General features: G+C 69.9%; 14 protein-coding genes. 4 read left to right on the forward strand and 10 right to left on the reverse strand.

What is annotated here, in order from left to right; genetic code table 11:
• Positions 1-177 precede the first annotated feature (177 nt).
• Positions 178-3192, reverse strand: coding sequence for an alpha-mannosidase (locus ACWEOO_RS00005; RefSeq protein ID WP_452141034.1), 3015 nt, complete (start codon positions 3190-3192; stop codon positions 178-180).
• 190 nt (positions 3193-3382) lie between these two features.
• Here ACWEOO_RS00005 and ACWEOO_RS00010 point away from each other — a divergent pair, with 190 nt between their 5' ends.
• Entirely contained in the window at positions 3383-4498 is a 1116-nt protein-coding gene (locus ACWEOO_RS00010) for a TAXI family TRAP transporter solute-binding subunit (RefSeq protein ID WP_359940382.1), read from the forward strand.
• A gap of 39 nt (positions 4499-4537) precedes the next feature.
• Here the strand turns inward: ACWEOO_RS00010 and ACWEOO_RS00015 are convergent, their stop codons facing one another.
• Positions 4538-5878: a sensor histidine kinase gene (locus ACWEOO_RS00015; protein ID WP_359940379.1), complete on the reverse strand. Its 1341-nt coding sequence runs from the start codon at positions 5876-5878 to the stop codon at positions 4538-4540.
• Positions 5879-5914: 36 nt separating this feature from the next.
• Positions 5915-6580 carry a response regulator transcription factor gene (locus ACWEOO_RS00020; RefSeq protein ID WP_012918592.1) on the reverse strand — a complete coding sequence of 222 codons (666 nt, stop codon included), beginning with the start codon at positions 6578-6580 and terminating at the stop codon, positions 5915-5917.
• A 118-nt stretch (positions 6581-6698) separates the two neighbouring features.
• On the opposite strand from ACWEOO_RS00020, the gene ACWEOO_RS00025 reads away from it, so the two are divergent.
• The gene (locus tag ACWEOO_RS00025; protein ID WP_452141035.1) at positions 6699-8720 is read left to right on the forward strand and encodes a TRAP transporter permease; all 2022 of its coding nucleotides are present in this window, start codon (positions 6699-6701) and stop codon (positions 8718-8720) included.
• On the forward strand, positions 8720-9688 hold the full coding sequence (locus ACWEOO_RS00030; protein WP_452141036.1) for a TAXI family TRAP transporter solute-binding subunit: 969 nt from the start codon (positions 8720-8722) through the stop codon (positions 9686-9688). The genes ACWEOO_RS00025 and ACWEOO_RS00030 overlap by 1 nt, the downstream gene beginning before the upstream one ends.
• Positions 9689-9893: 205 nt before the next feature.
• Here ACWEOO_RS00030 and ACWEOO_RS00035 read toward each other — a convergent pair whose 3' ends face one another.
• From ACWEOO_RS00035 to ACWEOO_RS00060, 6 genes are all read right to left on the reverse strand, one after another.
• Complete coding sequence (locus tag ACWEOO_RS00035) at positions 9894-10547, reverse strand: hypothetical protein (protein ID WP_452141037.1); 654 nt, start codon at positions 10545-10547, stop codon at positions 9894-9896.
• 162 nt (positions 10548-10709) lie between these two features.
• Positions 10710-11744, reverse strand: a complete 1035-nt coding sequence (gene mgrA / locus ACWEOO_RS00040) for an L-glyceraldehyde 3-phosphate reductase (RefSeq protein WP_452141038.1) — start codon at positions 11742-11744, stop codon at positions 10710-10712.
• Between the two features lie 147 nt (positions 11745-11891).
• Complete coding sequence (locus tag ACWEOO_RS00045) at positions 11892-12518, reverse strand: RNA polymerase sigma factor (RefSeq protein WP_452141039.1); 627 nt, start codon at positions 12516-12518, stop codon at positions 11892-11894.
• Positions 12519-12758: 240 nt separating this feature from the next.
• Positions 12759-14192 (reverse strand): cation:proton antiporter, encoded by a 1434-nt coding sequence (locus ACWEOO_RS00050; RefSeq protein ID WP_452141040.1) that lies wholly within the window; start codon positions 14190-14192, stop codon positions 12759-12761.
• Positions 14193-14238: 46 nt separating this feature from the next.
• Positions 14239-15582, reverse strand: coding sequence for a lysine N(6)-hydroxylase/L-ornithine N(5)-oxygenase family protein (locus tag ACWEOO_RS00055; protein WP_363709991.1), 1344 nt, complete (start codon positions 15580-15582; stop codon positions 14239-14241).
• 24 nt (positions 15583-15606) lie between these two features.
• On the reverse strand, positions 15607-16890 hold the full coding sequence (locus tag ACWEOO_RS00060) for an ATP-grasp domain-containing protein (protein WP_452141041.1): 1284 nt from the start codon (positions 16888-16890) through the stop codon (positions 15607-15609).
• Positions 16891-17239: 349 nt separating this feature from the next.
• On the opposite strand from ACWEOO_RS00060, the gene ACWEOO_RS00065 reads away from it, so the two are divergent.
• Complete coding sequence (locus ACWEOO_RS00065) at positions 17240-18010, forward strand: AfsR/SARP family transcriptional regulator (protein ID WP_355695614.1); 771 nt, start codon at positions 17240-17242, stop codon at positions 18008-18010.
• 36 nt (positions 18011-18046) lie between these two features.
• On the opposite strand, the gene ACWEOO_RS00070 is transcribed toward ACWEOO_RS00065, so the two are convergent.
• A complete protein-coding gene (locus ACWEOO_RS00070; RefSeq protein ID WP_452141042.1) occupies positions 18047-19393 on the reverse strand; it encodes a glutamate synthase-related protein in 1347 nt (448 codons plus the stop codon).
• Between the last annotated feature and the right edge of the window lie 11 nt (positions 19394-19404).

Genomic DNA, 19404 nt, shown 5'->3' on the forward strand with positions numbered 1-19404 from the left:
TTTCCCGCTCCTTCTGCGGGGTCAACGCGGGGCATCGACCCCCACAAGTAGGGCCAAAACCGGGGGCACCGCGCCGGGCGCCGCTGTGCGGCGCCGGGCGCGGGAGGTAGGAGGTGGAACCTCCTGGGGTGGGGCCGGCCTCCGGGGTGGGGGAGGGGTGGAGGCCGGGGGCCCGGGTCAGGAACGCTTGAAGCGGAGGGTGAGGATCTGGAAGGGGCGGAGTTCGAAGCTGACTCCGTTGTCCTGCAGGTCCCGGTCCGCCAGGTGGCGCTCGAGGAGGTCGACCTCGGTGACGGAGGCCGCCTGGAACGACGGGGTGACCGTCGCCCGCGAGCGGCCGCCGCTCGACTCGTACAGCCGGACGACCACGTCGCCGGACTGGTCGTCGGCCAGCTTGAGCGCCTCGACGATCACGCTGTCGTTGTCGACGGCAACGATCGGCTCGACGCCGGCGGCACCGGTGACCAGGCGCTCCGGCAGGTTGATCCGGTAGCCCTCCTCGATCGCCTCACCGATACCGGCGCCGACCACCAGCGCGTGGTTCACGACGTGCACGCCCTGGTCGGTCTGCGGGTCGGGGAATCGCGGCGCCCGGATCAGTGACGTCCGGATGGTGGTCGTGGTGCCACCGTCCGCGCGCGCGGTCCGGTTGATGTCGTGGCCGTACGTCGAGTCGTTGACCACCGCGACGCCGTACCCGGGCTCGCCGACGTGCACCCAGCGGTGCGCCGCGATCTCGAACTTCGCCGCGTCCCACGAGGTGTTCTGGTGGGTCGGCCGGAAGATGTGCCCGAACTGCGTCTCGGACGCCGAGCGGTCCGCGTGCACGTCGACCGGGTACGCCGCCTTGAGGAACTTCTCGGTCTCGTGCCAGTCCATCTCGGTCTCGATGTCGACCCGCTTGGCGCCCGGCACGACCCGCAGCGTCTGGGTGACGGTGGACCGGCCGAAGGACCTCTTGACGACCACGATCGCCTCGTCGTCGGCGGTGCTGAAGTCGACGCTGTCGACCTCGGTCACGTCCCGGACGTTGTTCTTGTAGAACGAGTCGACGTCCCACGCGTCCCAGTGGTTCGGGGTGTCCACGTGCAGCTGCAGGAGGTTGCCTGCGGTGCCCGGTGCGATGACCTCGCGCTGCGCCTCGACGTCGTACAGCGAGGTGATCAGGCCGCGCTCGTCGATCGTGACCCGGATCAGGCCGTTGTCGATCACGCCGTTCTCGACGGTGACCGCCTGGCCCGCGGCGGTCGCGACGCCCGCGCCGAGGCCGGCGACCCCGTTGCGGCCGTGCGGCGCGGCGTTGAAGACGATCTGCTCCGAACCCTCGCCGGCCAGCGCCTGCTGCGCCCGGGAGATGATCGCGTCCAGCTCGTCGGCGATCTTCGCGTAGGTCCGCTCCGCCTCGCGGTGCACCCACGAGATCGAGGAGCCCGGCAGGATGTCGTGGAACTGGTGCAGCAGCGCGACCTTCCACAGCCGGTCGAGGTCCTCGTACGGGTACGCGTCGAGCTTGCCCGCGACGACCGCCGCGGCGCTCCACAGCTCGGCCTCGCGGAGCAGGTGCTCGGTCCGCCGGTTGCCCTGCTTGGTCTTGGCCTGCGACGTGTACGTCGCCCGGTGGATCTCCAGGTAGAGCTCACCGGACCAGACCGGCGCGTGCTCGCTGTACTCGTCCTCGGCGGCGCTGAAGAACTCCGTCGGCGACTCGATCGTCACCTGCGGCGAGGACTCCAGGTTCGCCACCCGGCGCGCGGTCGCGACGAACTCGCGGGTGGGGCCGCCACCGCCGTCGCCGTACCCGAACGGGACCAGCGAGCGGGTCGCGGCGCCGTTCTCCTGGAAGTTGCGCTGCGCGTGTGCGAGCTCGCGGCCGGACAGGTCGGAGTTGTAGGTGTCGATCGGCGGGAAGTGGGTGAACACCCGCGTCCCGTCCAGGCCCTCCCACCAGAAGGTGTGGTGCGGGAACTTGTTCTCCTTGTTCCAGGAGATCTTCTGGGTCAGGAACCACTTCGAGCCGGACAGCTTCACCAGCTGCGGCAGCGCCGCGGTGTAGCCGAACGAGTCCGGCAGCCAGACCTCCTGGGTGTCGATCCCGTACTCGTCCAGGAAGAACTTCTTGCCGTGCACGAACTGCCGGGCCAGCGCCTCGCTGCCGGGCAGGTTGGTGTCGGACTCGACCCACATGCCGCCCACCGGAACGATGGTGCCCTCGGCGACGGCCTTCTTCAGCCGCTCCCAGACCTCCGGGTAGTTGTCCTTCACCCAGGCGTGCTGCTGGGCCTGCGAGAACGCGAAGACCAGCTCCGGGTACTCCTCGGCCAGGGTGGCAACGTTGGACACCGTCCGGGCCACCTTGCGGCGGGTCTCCCGCAGCGGCCACAGCCACGCGGAGTCGATGTGCGCGTGGCCGACCGCCGACAGTTGGTGCGCGCTGGCGTGCGCGGGCCGGCTCAGGACCTCGGTCAGCTGAGCGCGGGCGTCCGCGGCCGTGCCGGCCACGTCCTCGTAGTCCAGCGCGTCCAGCGAGCGGCTGAGCGCCCGCAGGATCTCCCGGCGGCGCGGGTCCTGCAGGGACAGCTCGCGCTGCAGGCCGTCGAGCGCCTCGAGGTCCAGGATCAGGTCCCACACCTCGGCGTTGAACACGGCCAGGTCGGCGCGGGTGAGCTGATAGATCGGCGTCTCACCGAGCTTGGCGCCGATGTCGACCTTCGCGTAGGCGTTGTCGAGCGGGATCTCCGGGTTCGCGGCGCCTTCGACGTAGAACTCGATCCGGTCGCCGGGCGAGGCCGCCGTACCGTCCGGGCCGAGGATCGACAACGGGGCGTAGGTCTGCCGCGGGTGCAGGCCCTTCAGCGGCCGGCCCGAGGTGGTGTGCACCAGGCCCTCCGCGGAGAAGCCGGGGCCGCCGCTGAAGCCGAGGTCGATGACCGCCTCGATCTCACGGCCGGCCCACTCGGCCGGCACCTGGCCGCTGAACTTGAACCAGGCGGTGCCCCAGGCCGGGCCCCACGGCAGGCCGATCGCGGCCGGCTCGTAGGTCTGGGCGAGCGCCTCGGCGGGTGACACCGGCTCACCGGGTGCGTGCCACACCTCGATGTCCAGCGGGACCGCCGCGCCGTAGATCGCGGGGCGGAGTCGCTCCCGCAGGGCGCGCTTGAGCCGCTCCTCGATGAGTTGACGGTCGTCGTGCACGAAATCAGCCTCCGGGAAAGGATCCTCACGCGGCCGACCAGGCCGCAGATGACAACGCTGTCACACCGACCCCGGCCGCGTCCAGACGCAGTTTGTCTCTCGCTGTGTGGAATCTCTGTGCGTAGCGGTTGGGTTGCGGGCCGCCGCCGCGGCTACCCGCAAGGCCTCATTGTTGTCTAGGTTGTCCTGCATGGATCGCCCCCGCCTGCTGACCCCTGCCCGGCCGACCGGGCTGACCCGCCGCGGTTTCCTCGGTTTCGGCGCCGCCGCGGCCTCCGGACTGCTGCTGCCGGGCTGCTCGCGCGGCCGCGCCGACGAGCCGGCGCCCTCGGAGGCGGGGATCTTCGCGACCGGCAACCTGAACGGCGTCTACAACACGTTCGGGACGGCGCTCAGCGGGCTGGTGAGCGAGGTCACCGGCATGGAACTGAAGCCGATCGTGACCGACGGGTCGGTGGACAACCTGTACCGGGTCTCCGGCCGCAAAGCCGACCTCGGACTGTGTACGTCGGACTCCGCGCTCGCGGCGTACGAGGGCACCGGCGAGTTCAGCACCGGCGCGCTGCGCTTCACCGCGCTGGCCCGCGTGTACGACAACTACGTGCACGTCGTCGTACCGATGGCGTCGAAGGCGAAGAGCCTGGACGACCTGTTCCCGAGCAAGGACAACCCGACGCGGCGGACGGTCGTCGGTGTCGGCCCCAAGAACTCCGGGACCGAGATCGTCGCGAACCTGATCCTGGACAAGGCCCGCGCCGACGTGATCCAGAAGAACCCGACGCTGGACCCGGCCACGGTCGCCGTCACCCGGAAGAACCTCACGCTGGGAGAGATGGTCACCGCGCTGCAGCCCAGGCCCGGTGCCGCCAAAGGGTCGATCGACGCGTTCGTCTGGAGCGGCGGTGTGCCGACCGATCCGATCGTCGCGCTGCAGAAGACCATCGGGTTCCGGCTGCTGGACATCGGCGGCGTCGCGGAGGCGATCGCCCTGAAGGAGTTCGGCGGGTTCATGGTGTCGGCGATCCCGCCCTCGCAGTACGGGCTGGCCCAGTCGGTGCCGACGCTGGCGATCCCGAACTACCTGATCGCGAAGCCGAACCTGTCGGACTCCTGGGCCTGGTGGACGGTCAACACCCTGTTCCGCCGGCAGAACGACCTGATCAAGGGCACGCCGTCGCCCGGAGCCAGCCCGGGCACCGGCGGTCACCCCGAAGCCGGTGCGCTGGACCCGCGCTCCGCGATCGCCACGATGCCGGTGCCGCTGCACCCCGCCGCCGAGCGCTGGTACCGCCAGAACCACATCTGAGTCACCCGGGGCGACCCGGGTGACTCCTCAGGCGTCGTATCAGGCGTCGTAGTCGTCGATCAGCGGGACGCGGACCTCGATGACCAGGCCGCCGCCGATCGGCGGGCGGGCCACGACCCGGCCGCCGACGCGGGCCGCCTCGGAGCGGACGATCGCCAGACCGAGGCCGGTGCCCGGCATCTCGCGGTGGTGCGCGCTGCGCCAGAACCGCTCGCCGACCTTCTTCAGGTCCCGGGAGCCGAGTCCCAGACCGTGGTCGCGGACCGACATCACCACCTCGGTGCCGTCCCGGGTGACCGAGACCTCCACCGGCGGCGCGCCGTACTTCGAGGCGTTGTCGAGCAGGACGTCGAGGATGTCGTCGACCTCGAGCTCCGGGGCGACCCCGCCCGGCACCATCTCGCCGACGATCAGCTCCAGGTCGTCGGCGGAGTACACGGCCTTCCAGCCGACCAGGCGCTCCTTCACCGCCTGGGCCAGGTCCAGCGGCTCTTCGTTGCCCTCGGCATCGCCCGACGGGCGGTCCGAGCCGGCCAGCCGGGACAGCCGCTGGACGATCCGGCCGAGCCGGTCGATGTCGCTGAGCGCGAACCGCGCGGTCGGCGACAGCCGGGACAGGCCCTCGATGTGGATCCGGGCCGACGTCAGTGGCGTCCGCAGCTGGTGCGACGCGTCCGCGACGAACTCACGCTCACGCTGCCGTGCCTGGTGCAGGCTGAGCGCCATCGAGTTGAAGCTGTCGCCCAGCCGGCGGAGCTCCGGTGCGCGTCCGTCGGTCGACACCCGGGTGTCGAGCGCGCCGCGGGTGATCTGGTGGGTGGCGTTGTCGAGGTCCTGCAGCGGCCGCAGCACCCAGCGGGTGATCGGCCGGACGATACCGATGATGATCGCGCCGATGCTGATCAGCAGGCCGCCGAGGAGCAGCAGCAGTCCGCTCTGCACCTGGTCGCGCGCCTTGTCGGTCGGCACCCGCAGGACCGCGGCACCGAGCACACTGCCGTTGTTGACGACCGGGCGGGACACGACCATCTCGCCGGAGCGCCACGGCCACAGCGGCGGCGGCTCGGCCGGCAGCCGGCCCGCCAGCGTGCTGTGCAGGGCAGCCGAGATGTCCTCCTCCTTCACGTCCACACCGGACACCGAGGTGGCCACGACGCGGGAGTCGACGTCGACGACGAAGACCGGGGTGTTGTAGAGCTCCTGGTACCGGACCGCGAGTTCACGCAGGTTCGCGATGTCGCCGGTCTGCAACGGCGACTCGGCCATCGCGGCGAACCAGTCGGCGTCGTTGCTGCGGGACAGGAAGAGCGTGCGCGACGTACTCGTGGCGATGAAGTTCGCCAGCGGGATCACAGCGACGATCGCCAGGGCGACGACCATCGGGACGAGGGACTGCAGTAGTCGACGGCGCAACGGTCAGTCCGAGCCCAGGCGGTAACCGACGCCGCGGATGGTCTGCACCAGTTCGGGCCGGCCGAGCTTGGCGCGCAGGCTGGCGACGTGCACGTCCATGGTGCGCGACGACGCCTCGAACACCGACTGCCAGGCGTACAGCGCGACCTGTTCACGGGGGACCACCCGGCCGTGGTGCGCGGCCAGCACTGCGAGCACGTCGAACTCCTTGCGGGTCAGACTGATGGGCTTGTCGGCCACCTGAACCGTCCGGGCCTCGATGTCCACGGTCAGGTCGCCGACGGTCACCCGGGGGCGGGGCTGCAAGAGGCCGGTACGACGAAGTACAGCATCGATACGGGCCAGCAGCTCGGAAATCGCGAACGGTTTCACCACATAGTCGTCGGCGCCGCTGCGCAGGCCGCGGACCCGGTCGGCGGCTTCGCCGCGCGCCGTCACCGCGATCACCGGCACGTCCGAGACCGTGCGGATCTGCCGGCACACGTTGATACCGTCCCCGTCCGGCAGTCCCAGGTCCAGCAGGACCAGGTCGCCGGGGTCGGCCGCCAGGGCGTCGGCGGCCGTGCGGACGTGCGTGACCATCAGGCCGTAACGCCGCAAGGCGGGTATCAGTGCATTGGCGATATCGAGATCGTCCTCGACCAGCAGAATCCGAACCGCGCCACTCATGCGGTGATCGTAGGCCAGGTCACGGTCTGATGTGTCAGATCTTGGTAAAGACGTAATCACGCGACTCCACCCAGTGTTCGGCAACATTAGCCTTCCGGACACAGGAGGGAACCGCTAGATGACTGTCGGTGTTCACAGCGGGGGTGGCGCGACCGTGCCCTCCGAGGAAGAACTGGCCGAGTACGAGCAGGAACGCCCCGCTCGGCGGCTCCGGCCTGCCCTGGACCTGGTGATTTCGGTCTGGTGCGCAATCGTCAGCGTCGGCGTCCTGGTGCAGGTGTTCGCACCTTTACCACAAGGAACGCAGTTCTACTTGGTGATCTTTCTCGCAGCGGTTCTGCCGATCACGCTGCTGTGTTACCGGGGCTGGAAGGTGCCGGCGGTCATCAATCCGTTCCGGGCCCGCGCCCATGACGACCCCGGCGTGGCCGACTGGGTCCTCGCGCTGGTGGCGCTGGCGGTCTGCGTCTATCCGCTCCTCGACTTCGACGGCTACCTCGAGCGCCGGCAGGCTCCGTCGGCGATGGACGTGGTCGCCGGTGCTGTCTTGCTGGTGCTGCTGCTCGAAGCGTGCCGTCGCACGACCGGCTGGGTGCTCCCGGTGTTCAGCCTGGTCTTCATCGCCTACGCGTACTACGGCGGATACCTTCCTTACACCTGGTCGCTCGCGCACCAAGGCTTCAACTTCGACGCGATCATCGCCCAGTTCACGATGGGTACGGCGGGGTTCTACGGGACCCCGTTGAACGTCGCCGCGTCGTACATCGTGCTCTTCACCATCTACGGCGCGGTGCTCGACTACTCGGGCGCGGGCAAGTTCTTCATCGACCTGTCGTTCGCCGCCTTCCGGCGCAGCCGCACCGCACCTGGCCGCACGGTCACGCTGGCGGGCTTCCTGCTTGGCAGCGTGTCCGGGTCGGGGACGGCGACCGCGGTGTCGCTGGGCACCGTCTCGTGGCCGATCCTGCGCCGGGCCGGCTACCCGCCCGAACCGGCAGGCGGAATGCTCGCCGCGTCCGGGATCGGCGCGATCCTGTCCCCGCCGACCCTCGGTGCGGCCGCGTTCATCATCGCCGAGTTCCTCCAGGTCTCGTACCTGAAGGTCCTCGGGTTCGCCGTGATCCCGACGATCCTGTACTACCTGGGCATCCTGCTCGCGATCGAGATCGACGCCCGCAAGCACGGGACGACGTCGACCGAGGTGTCCGACCGGTCGGCGTGGCGGCTGTTCCTGCGGTTCGGGTACCACTTCCTGTCGTTGTTCGTGATCATCGGGTTCATGGCGGTCGACGTCCCGCCGTTCAAGGCCGTGGTCTACGCGGTGATCGTGCAGTTCGGGTTGTCGTTCCTGGACCGCGAGCACCGGCTGACCGGGCGGCGGTTGTTCAAGGCGCTTGCCCAGGGCACCCGTTCGGTGCTGCCGGTGGCGGCGACCTGTGCGACGGCCGGTGTGATCGTCGCGGTCACGACCCAGACCGGTCTGGGGCTGAACCTCGCGGAGATCATCGTCAACGCGGCCCGCGGGCTGACCGACAACCACACCGTAGTCCTGATCCTGACCGTGGTGCTGTCCGCGTTCGCCGTGCTGATCCTCGGCCTTGCGGTGCCGGTGACCGCGTCGTTCATCATCGCCGCGGTGATCATCTCGCCGGCCCTGGTGAACCTCGGCGTGACGCAGCCCGAGGCATACATGTTCATCTTCTACTACGCGGTCCTGTCCGAGGTGTCGCCGCCGACCGCGCTGGCCGCGGTCGCGACCGCCGCGATCACCGGCGGCAAGGTGATGCCGACGATGTGGCAGGCCTGGAAGTACACGCTGCCGGCGTTCCTGGTGCCGTTCGCGTTCGTGCTCACCGACAACGGCGCGCACCTGCTCGGTCAGGGCTCGTTCGCCGGCATGGTCTGGACCACGCTGGTGTCGATGCTGGCGGTGGCCGCGCTGGCCGTGGTCACCGGCGGCTGGGTGTTCGTGCGGACGACCTGGCTCGAGCGCGCGTTCTGCGTCCCGGCCGCCGCGCTGCTGCTCTATCTCGCGCCCGTAACCATCACCGCCGGAATCTGTTTGCTACTTGTTGCCGGCGTCATCAATCTGGTCCGGCGGCAACGCCAGGCCGCTGCCGAGGAAGGAACCGTTGCCTGATGAGACTCCGATCTGTTGCAGTGGCACTTGTCACCGTGCTGGCGCTGGCCGCCTGCGGGGGCCAGCGCGAACCGTCCGGATCCGGTTCGGAGTCCGGCGGCCGGCTGACGATCGCCACCGGCAACACGACCGGCGTGTACTACCAGCTCGGCGGTGCGCTGGCCTCGGTGATCTCGCAGAAGATGTCCGGCTACCGGGCGACCGCCAGCGAGACCGGCGCCTCGGTGCAGAACATCCAGGGCCTGGTCGGCGGGAACTACGACATCGCGTTCTCGCTCGGCGACTCGGCGGCGGACGCGGTGAACGGCGAGAACAGCTTCAAGACCAAGCAGGACGTGGTCGCGCTGACCCGGCTGTACAACAACTACACGCAGGTCGCCGTCCGCGCCTCGGCGAACATCAACTCGATCGCGGACCTGAAGGGCAAGCGGGTCTCGACCGGGTCGCCGAACTCGGGCACCGAGGTGATCGCGCGCCGGCTGCTCGAGGCGGCGGGGCTCGACCCGGCCAGTGACGTGACCGCGCAGCGGCTCGGCCTGCCGGAGTCGGTGGACGCGATGAAGTCAGGGTCGATCGACGCGCTGGTCTGGTCCGGCGGGTTGCCGACCGGCGGCATCACCGACCTGACCACCAGCATGGGCAAGGGCGTGAAGCTGCTGCCGATCGCGGACCTGCTGCCGAAGATGTTCGACAAGTACGGCGCGGTCTACTCGCAGGCCCCGATCCCGGCGGCGACCTACAAGCAGCCGGCCGACGTGGCGACGATCGTCGTACCGAACGTGCTGCTGGTCCGCAAGGACATGAAGGACGAGCTGGCCGAGCAGCTGACGAAGACGCTGTACGAGAACATGGGCGCCCTGGTCGCGGTGAACGCGGCGGCGAAGGGCATCACGCTGGAGAACGCGACGAAGACCGACCCGGTGCCGCTGCACCCGGGGGCGAAGAAGGCGCTCGACGGACTCAAATAACCAGTCCTGGGTACCGGTAGCTGTTGCGGTACCCAGGCTCACGGACCGTCCTCCCCCGCACACCAGGCGCAGCGGGGGAGGACGCAGGGCCCGGCTCCGCACCTCAGGCGCAGCGGGGACGGGACCCAGCCGGCCCCACAACCAGGCGCAGTGACGGTCGGCAATCGGGCCCGGTCCTGGCGGAGGCATCCGCCGGGGCCGGGCTCTACTCGTGCTCCTCCTCGTGCGGCATCGGTGTGCCGTACAGGTAGTGCGAGAGCGCGGAGTCGCGCTTGGGGTGAGCGTGGTACTTCGTCGGTATGACCCGTCCCTCGGCGCTGTCCCAGGCGGCGTCGGCCATCCGCCACATCCGGTGCGCCAGCCGGCCCGCCGACCCGGTGTGCGGGGAGTACGGGTGCGCCCTCGTCGGGGCGATCTCCTCGGCCTCCAGCAGGTTCTCGGTCAGCCGGTTCACGTCCGGGCCGTCGAGCTGCTCGGAGATCCGGCGGCCGTACGTCGTCTCGATCGTCTCGTGCTCGTCGAGCAGCCGGTCGATCTGCCGCCACAGGTCGTCGTGCTGCAGATCCACGAACCGGCTGTCGCCGTACTGCCGTCCTTTCAGGAAGCGCAGCGAGCGTTCGAGTTCCTTCGCGTTGCCGACGTACCGGGTGACCAGCTCCTCCCCGTCGGAGAGCCGCCGCACGTGCGGGAGGAGCACGTCCTCGGCCGCGGCCAGGTGCTGCGCCGCGATCGCGTAGAACCAGTCGGTCTGGTGCCGGTGCTCGGGGTGCGCGGCGTCCGGGTGGTGAGCCGGCTCGGCCAGCTCCCGGATCCGTGCGTGTTCGTAGGTCAGGGCCAGTTCAAGCGTCGAAGCGGTCATGACAACCACCTCCAGAGGGTCTCCCTCCAGCGTGTGCCCATCCCACCCGAACCGCAACCGCCTCACCCCGCTCCGTGACCCGGCCGTACCCCGGCCGTACCCCGGAACGCGAACGCCCGCCGCGGACAGGTCGCGGCGGGCGTGGGCGGTGCGGAGTACGGCTCAGGCGTCGGAGCTCTTCTTCCACAGGTTGATACCGGCCTCGACGGCGTCGGCGTCGATGGCCTCGAGCTCTTCGGGGCTGAACTTCAGGTTGCGGACGGTGGCCAGGTTGTCCTCGAGCTGGGCGACGCTGGAGGCGCCGATCAGCGCGCTCGTCACCCGGTCGTCGCGCAGCGTCCAGGCGAGCGCGAGCTGGGCGACGGACTGGCCGCGCTGCTGCGCGATCTCGCTCAGCGCACGGACGTGCGTGAGGGTGTCCTCGGTGAGCGAGTCCGGGTTGAGCGACTTGCCCTGCGCCGCGCGGGAGTCGGACGGGATGCCGCCCAGGTACCGGTCGGTGAGCACGCCCTGCGCCAGCGGCGAGAACGCGATCACGCCGACGCCGAGGTCGCCGACCGCGTCCAGCAGGTCCTCCTCGATCCAGCGGTTCAGCATCGAGTACGACGGCTGGTGGATGAGCAGCGGCGTACCGAGCTCGGCCAGGATCCGCGCGGCCTCCCGGGTCCGGTCGGCGGAGTACGACGAGATGCCGGCGTACAGCGCCTTGCCCGAGCGGACCGCCGCGTCGAGCGCGCCCATCGTCTCCTCGAGCGGGGTGTCCGGGTCGAACCGGTGCGAGTAGAAGATGTCGACGTAGTCCAGGCCCATCCGGCTCAGCGACTGGTCGAGCGAGGCGAGCAGGTACTTCCGCGAGCCGCCGCCCTGACCGTACGGCCCCGGCCACATGTCGTAGCCGGCCTTGGTCGAGAGGATCAGCTCGTCGCGGTACGGCCGGAAGTCGCGCGCGAAGTGGGTCCCGAAGTTCGTCTCGGCCGAGCCGTACGGCGGGCCGTAGTTGTTCGCCAGGTCGAAGTGCGTGACGCCGAGGTCGAACGCCCGGCGCAGGATGTCGCGCTGCGTCGCGAACGGCTTGTCGTCGCCGAAGTTGTGCCACAGGCCGAGCGAGATGGCCGGCAGCTGCAGCCCGCTCCGTCCGGTCCGCCGGTAGCTCATCTGGTCGTCGTACCGGCTCTCGGCCGCCACATAATCAGTCACGGAAGCCCAGTCTGCCCCATGTCACGACAAGTGTGAAACCCCTTGTTTTCAAGCAGAAACGGCAGCACTCAAACCCAGAACCCTGTCTTCTGGGCCACGAGCCCCGGTGTCCCCGGTCCGGGGCACCGGAGCTCGCGGCCGCGCCGGTCATCGGGCGGCGGTGGCCAGCTCGGGGGTACGGCGCAGCATCTGCAGGGCCCGCATCCGCATCGGTCCGATGCTTCCGATGGGCAGGTTCAGCGTTTCGGCGATCTCCAGGTACGACGGGCAGCTGTCCGACATCAGCAGCCGGATCAGTCGCTGGTAGCGCCCTGGGAGCCGGGCCAGGGCCCGCTCGGTGGAAGGCTCGTACTCACCGTCGGCCGGGTAGACGTCGACCACGGCCGCCCGCTGGCCGTCGCCGTGCTCGGTGGTCGGATCGGCGTACAGCAGGTACCGCTTGCGGCTGATCGCCACCCGCAGCCCCTCCCGCCGTGCCGTCGCGGCCAGCCACGCGGGAAGGCACTGCGGATCACGGATCTGGCCACCGTGCTGCCACAACCGCAGCCACGTCTGCTGAGCGACGTCGAAGGCGTCGCTGTGACTCAGGCCGACACCGCGCGCAGTGTGCAGCAGCAGCGAGCCGTAGCGGCGCTCCAACTCCTTCCACGCCGACCAGTCCGAGGCGAGTGCGCGGTTCAGGACGTCCTCGATGGTGCTCGAGTGGATGGAATCGGTGTGGTGACGCGTTCCGTTGGCCGGCCGTGCAGTGCTGCGTAGCGAGATCGTCGACACGCTTCACTTCCTTTCGCTGATCCGCGCAGGTGGCGACGGAGCGCGCGTGGGCAGGGGAAGATCGGGCCGGTGCGCGAACGCACCGGCCCGAAAGCCGATGGCATCAGCGGCTTCGGTGAAGCCGTGTTGCGGCAAAACTCCGGACGGCCCTCTGCCTCACCATGCCCCCGTGGTCGTCGTCAGTGCTGCCTTCGGCGCCTATTCGATCACCGGGGCCGTCACGCAGGCGTAGTCAATTCGTCACGGAATCGTGCTTGTCGCGTCACCGTTTGCATATGTGTCGCTCGGCGACTGCTCGGTAACGCTCCGATCGCGCAAAGTCGGGCCCAACCAGCGCAGCAACGGTGCCGCCATCATCGTGGTGATCAGGGCCATCAGCACCATCACCGTGAAGGCGCTGTGGTTGATGATGCCGACGCCGAGCCCGGCAGACAGTACGACGATCTCCGTGATCCCGCGAGCGTTCATCAGGACTCCCAGGCCGGCCGCGGACCGCACCGGCAGCCCGCCGGCCCGGGCCACCGGTACGGCGCCGCCCAGCTTGCCGAGGACCGCGACGGCCAGCAGGACAGCGCCGGCGGCCAGCACCTGCGGCTGCGAGATCGCCGCGTTGACGTTGGTCTGCAGGCCGATCGAGGCGAAGAAGACCGGTACCAGCAGCGCGCGGTTGAGCCCGCCGATCTGCTCGGCCACGGCCGCCACCGGCGGGCTGTCCTTCGGCAGGACCAGACCGGCGAGGAAACCGCCGAAGATCGCGTGGACGCCGATCTGGTCGGTCGCCGCGGCCAGGCCGAGGATCAGGCCGAGCACGAGCAGCACCAGGATGGGCGTAGGCAGGGACCCGGCGAACCGCTGGGCGAGTCGCTGCAGCAGCGGCCGGAGCACCAGCAGGACCGCCGCGCCCAGCAGCAGCGTCAGGCCGAGTGCGAGTAATGCTTCACCGGGCCCGGCCGACCGGATCATCGCCATGGTGACGGCGAGCGCGCACCAGGCGAGCACGTCGGCCGCTGCCGCGCACAGCATGGCCAGCGAGCCGAGGCGGGTGCCCTGCAGTCCGCATTCCTGCACGATCCGGGCCAGGACGGGGAACGCGGTGATGCTGAGCGCCGTACCGATGAAGACGACGAACGGCAGCCGATGGACGCTGGGACCGGCCAGCGTCGAGTAGAGCGGAAGCGCCGCGAGCAGTCCGAGGGCGAACGGGACCGCCATGATCGCGAGACTGGCGGCGGCGATCGCACCGCGGTCGCGGCCGATCCGGTCCCGGCCGAAATCGCTCCCGACGGTGAACATGAAGACAGCCAGCCCGGCCTGCGCCAGCAGACCCAGGTTCGGCCGGACCTCGGCCGGCAGGATGGCGTCGAACAGCCAGGGCGCCAGCGAGCCGATCACCGAGGGGCCGAGCACCAGACCGGCGACGATCTCACCGACAACCGCGGGCTGACCGATCCGCCGGGCCAGCCGGCCGCAGAGGGTCGCCAGTGCGCAGATGACCGCGACCGCCAGCAGCAGCCGCCACATCTGTTGCGCGGCGCTCGGCCCGGCGGCGCCCGGTACGGACGCCGCCGCGGACGTGTGGTCCGGGCGCAGCCAGCCGGCGGCGTAGCCGATGCCGACCAGGGCGGCCGCGCCGGCCACCAGAAGGGCACCGACCGCCGTGGCGCGGCCGGGCATGGGAAACAACGAACTGCCCCGCCGCTGCATCGGGATTGCTCCCCGGTCAGGCCGGGACGGCGCCGTCGGCGGACACCGGGACCGCGGTGAGCCGCTCGGCCGCCGGCCGGTGCACGCCGTTGGTCCGCCGTCCGGCGCGGTGCGCGAGGATGTCCTGCGCGATGTCGCCGGCCCGGTTGCCGAGCACGCTGAGCAGCGAATCGGCGATGCCGTGCGTCGCCTCGTTCACGCCCTGCAGGTAGCAGGCCGCGTCCGACGGCTCGTCGAGCTGCAGGCGGTACTGCCGGTTCACCTCGATCCGGTCGAGCCCGATGGCGTCGCTGAGCCCACGGACCAGCCGCGGCATCTCCCGGACGAACCCGGTCCCGAGGAGCACCAGGTCCCGGCGCAGCTCGCTGACGGTACCGGTCTTGCGGTCGCTCAGCTCCAGCACGACCTCGTCCCCCTCGGTGCGGGCGCCGACGATGTCGGTCATCGGCACCAGCCGCCGCTGGTCGACACCGGCCAGCCGGTCCAGGTACATGCTCGTGTACAACTCTTGCAGAAGATCGCTCTCGACGCCGGAGTAGTTCGTCAGGTGCATCTCTCGCAGGATCTGGTCCCTGCCCTCCGGCCGGGCCTCGAAGAACTTGTCGATGTACGACGGGTAGTAGAGCTCGTTGGTGAACTTGTTCGTGTCGTAGGCGCGCAACCCGATCGAGCGCATCACCCAGCTGACGTCGCTGTTCGGCAGGTCGATCTGCGTCGCCCGGAACATCTCGGCCGCGCTCTGCGCCGCGCCGACCACTGCGACCCGGTGCTGCTTGGTCTTGTCGAGTGCTGCGACCCGCTGGCGGTACTGCGTGCTGTGGATCACGCGGTCGGCCGGCAACTTGGCGAACTCGGCCGGGACGTACGGGTCGCGCCCCGCGCCGATCACCAGATAGCGGCTGGAGATCGTGCTGCCGTCGCCGAGCCGGGTGAGCCATCCGGTCAAGGCGCCGGCCGGGTTCCGCTGCGGTTCGATCGAGACGCAGTCGCAGCCGAGCTGGAGCCGGACCTTCCGCAGCGACTCCGACACCCACCTCAGGTACCCGGAGACCTCGACCCGGTACGGCGTGAAGCTGCCCATGTTGATGAAGTCGTCGAGCCGGCCGACGCTGCGCAGGTAGTTCAGGAAGGTGAACCTGCTGCGCGGGTTCCGAAGCGTCACCAGGTCCTTGGCGAAGGCCACCTGGCTCTTCGTCCAGGGCAGCAGCAGACCGCGCTGCCATTCGACCGTTTGACCGCGTTCGATGAACAGCGAGTTCTCGGCCAGGCCGTCGACACCGAGTTCTTCCAGTGCGACGGCGAGGGCGAGGTTGGCCGGCCCGGCGCCGACGGCGAGCAGTTCGACCTCGTGGTTGGTCATGAGGGCTCCAAATAGGGTCGTGGCTTACCAGGGCCGGCCCGAGTAGTCGGACTCGTTCAGTGCGTCGTACTTCAGTTCGACGAGCTCTGCCGCGGCGGTCAGCCGGTCGGCACAGGTCGCGGGATCGTTCGCGGTGCAGATGACGTACGCGTGCCGCCCGATGTGCGCCCGCGGCGGCAGCCGGACCGTCGCGCCCTCGGCCACCATCGGATGCGCCTCCACCAGGCCGGGCACGGCTCCCGGCTCCGGGACGGAGATCTTCACGACGCGGGCGTCCTCGGGCGGGTAGCAGAACCGGATGCCGACACACGTGCGGTGATCGGCTTCCAGGTACGGGCGGTTGCCGCGCGCCACGTCGACGAGGATCGCGCCGGGGTCGATACCGGTCGCGAGCTTGCCGAGGTACGGGATCAGGTCGCCGCCGAGGCGTCCGTTCACCTCGATCACGACCGGTCCTTTGGAGCTGAACCGGATCTCGGTGTGCGTGATGCCGTACGGCGTGCCGATCGCCTCGTGGGCGGACTGCAGCAGCTTGCGCAGCTCGGGATCGGTCAGCAGCGGGTCCGCGCCGTCGACGATGTGGCCGATCTCCTCGAAGTACGGCGGGGCGCCGAGCTGCTTGTGGGCAACGAAGAACGGCTGGTACTCGCCCGCCACGACCGCTCCGTCGACGCTGATCTCCGGACCGTCGACGAGCTCCTCGATCAACGCCCCGCCGTGGTACTCGGCCGGACCGCTGCGGCTGGAACTGTCCGCTCTTTCGAACGCTTCAACGATTCCGGACGCGTCGTCCACCACCGCGACACCGATGCTCGCGGCCATCCCGCGCGGCTTGACCACGACCGGGTAGCCGATCGTCGCGGCGGCGGTCGCGGCCTCGTCGGCCGTTGTGGCGACCGCGAACTCCGGCTGCGGCAGACCGGCGTCGGTGAGCGCCTGCCGGGTCCGCGCCTTGTCACGACAACCCTGCGCGCCCTCCGCGGTCAGGCCCGGCAGTTTGAGCCGGTCCGCGATCAGCGCGGCCGCGACCACCGACGGCTCGTCGTAGGTGAAGACGCCGCGAACCCCATGAATACGAGCGATCGAGTCGGCGACCGCAAGCAAACGATCGATGTCGAGCGCGAGTCCCGCGCCCTCGAGCGGAAGGACGACTGAGCTGCCGGCGATGTACGGCTGCTGCCAGCCGGCCGGTTCGTCGTCGATCAGCCACAGCGGCCCGCGGGCGGCCGCGCCGCGCATCAGGTACTCGCGGTACGGCTGGAAGCCACTGCTCAACTGCAGCACGACACCTTCGGTGTTGTCGGTCACGCCGTCCTCCCGGGAGCTGTTACTGACGAACGAGAGCGGCTGACCCGTGGTTGGTGATACACCAAGTGCCGTCGTCGGCAGGGGATATCCGTCGTCCTGACGGCTTGCACTCGAGTAATTGACGGCTCAGACTTCACGGAAGGTAGCTCGGCAGCCACGCAAAGAGGAGGCGTCTATGCCTGCACCTGGGAGCCTGCCCGCCCAAGGTTCTCGCTGGGGGAGAGCATTGTCGATCGGTGGCGGTCGTGAGGAATACGCATCCAGTGGGGGAGATCGATAGATGCACGCGCAGCCCGTACCGGCGGATCGTCCGGATCCGGCGAACCCGCCTGATGAAGCCCACCCATCCGTGCGGCTTCGCATGCTCGACGGCTTCTGGGTCGTCGATGGTCAACAGACCTTGTCCATTCCGCTCAGCGCGCGCCGGGTCGTCGCGTTCGTCGCACTCCGCGGACGGTCCAGCCGTGCCGAAGTAGCCGGAACGCTCTGGCCGGAAGTGTCGGACTCCAAGGCGCAGGCCTGTCTGCGGACCGCGTTGTGGCGGCTCCGTCAGCTGAGCGTGCAGCCGTTGGTCACCGGCGACGAGACGCTCCGCGTCGACGAGTCCGTGGACGTCGACGTGAACACGCTGATCACCGCCATTCGCCGGGTGATCAACGACGGCGAATGCGGAGCCGACCAAGGTCTGCTGCCGACGCTCGCGGCGATGGGAGAGCTGCTGCCCGGCTGGTACGACGACTGGGTCCTGCTCGGGCGGGAACGCCTGCGCCAGCTCCAGTTGCACGCGCTCGAGCTGACGGCCCAGCAGCTGACCTGCTCCGGGCGGTACGCCGAGGCGATCGAGGCAGCCATGGCCGCGGTCCGTCTGGAGCCGTTGCGGGAGAGCGCGACCCGGGTGCTGATCGAGGTCCATCTGGCCGAGGACAACGTGGTCGAGGCGATCCGCCGGCTCGAGTTCTTCGAGCGGAGCCTGGCGGCCGAGCTCGGCGTCGAACCCTCGGCGGACCTGGTGAACCTGGTGCGCAGCCGGCAGGTCCGGGCCCGTCCCCGGACCAACGTGGCCGACCTGCCGAGGCTGGACCAGAGCCGGTTCCTCGCGTCCCGAAGGACCTTGGCCTAGGCCAATCGCTTGGATCTGTGGAGCCCCGGCGGACCGTCAGCGATCGGCCGGGCTCCACAGATCCTCGGCGCCGAGTGCCTCCACGTGGTACTTGCCGAGCGCGCTGACGAGGAACTGCAGCTCGAGCGCCAGGCACTCGACGAGGTTGACGAGGCCCTGCTCCGGGTCGGTGTCCACCGCGATGAGCGCGGCCCGGCCCAGGCCGGCCGCGTTCGCGCCGAGGGCCAGGCACTTGGCGACCCGGGCGCCCTCCCACATGCGCCCGGAGACCAGCAGGCACGAGGGATCCGCGTCGTTGCGGTCCTGACCGATCCGCCGCAGGCACTCGCCGAGCGGAAGCCCGACATGGCGAAGGAACGCGCGCGGCGCCCAGCCGGTGCCGGCCTCAGCGCCGTCGACGGAGACCGCGTCCGCGCCGGCTGCCCATGCGACCCGCGCCGCCGCCGACACGTCGCGCGCAGGCGGTAGCTTCACCCAGACCCGGGCCCGCGGGTAGTTGTTGCGCATCAAGCGGATCTGCTGCCGCAGGATCTCCTCGGTGAAGGTTCCCGGGCTGCTGCTGCGCAGGACCTGCTCGCCACCGAACACGGGGTCGATGAGGTACGCGCTCGTCAGGCGCGCGGCGGCTTTCGCGTCGACCAGCGTCATCCCGCCCAGTCCCGGTTTGGCGCCCTGACCGACCTTGAGCTCGAACGCGAGCCGCCCGGATTCCAGCAGCGGAAGGACATTCGGGTCGCTGTACACCAGGTTCCAGACCTCGGCGTCGGCATCCTCTGTGCTCTGCTGGACGACCACACCGCCGTAGGAGTCGAGCGCCTCCTTCTGGTACGCGCGGATCCGGCCGAGCAGTGAACGCTCTGCGTCGGCCTCGAGCCGGCCGTAGCTGTTGACCGGCATCACGTTCTCGCCGATGACCATCGGGATGCCGAGCCGGCCGGCCTGCCGCGCGGCGGCCACCCCGAGGGCTACGCTCGCCGCTTCGGTCGACCCGAACGCCGACACGTACACCGGCACCGTCGACCGGAAGCCGCCGATCGTCGTCTCGAGCCGCACGTCGCGGTACACCGGCTCCCGGGCCAGTTCGACGAGCTGGGCGAGCCGCTGCGGGACGAAGACCGGCGGGACCAGCCGCAGCCGGTCGATGGGGTCGTCGGGCAACGGTGGTTCGGCGGCACCGCTGCCGGCGCCGAACAGCGCCTGCCCGTAGTCGTCGGCGGGTGGGAACGCGTCGGCGGCGCCGGCCTTGGCGCGTTCGCGGATCGCTGCTTCGGGGAACCCATCGGCGTACAGGATGCCCTCCTTCGATCGGTCTCTGACCGGAAGAGGCGGCGGCGGTCCACCGAAAATACGCCGTATCACCGCAGCGCGCGCGGAGTCTCTCACGGATATACGGC

The sequence above is a fragment of the Kribbella sp. NPDC004138 genome, from assembly GCF_053603655.1.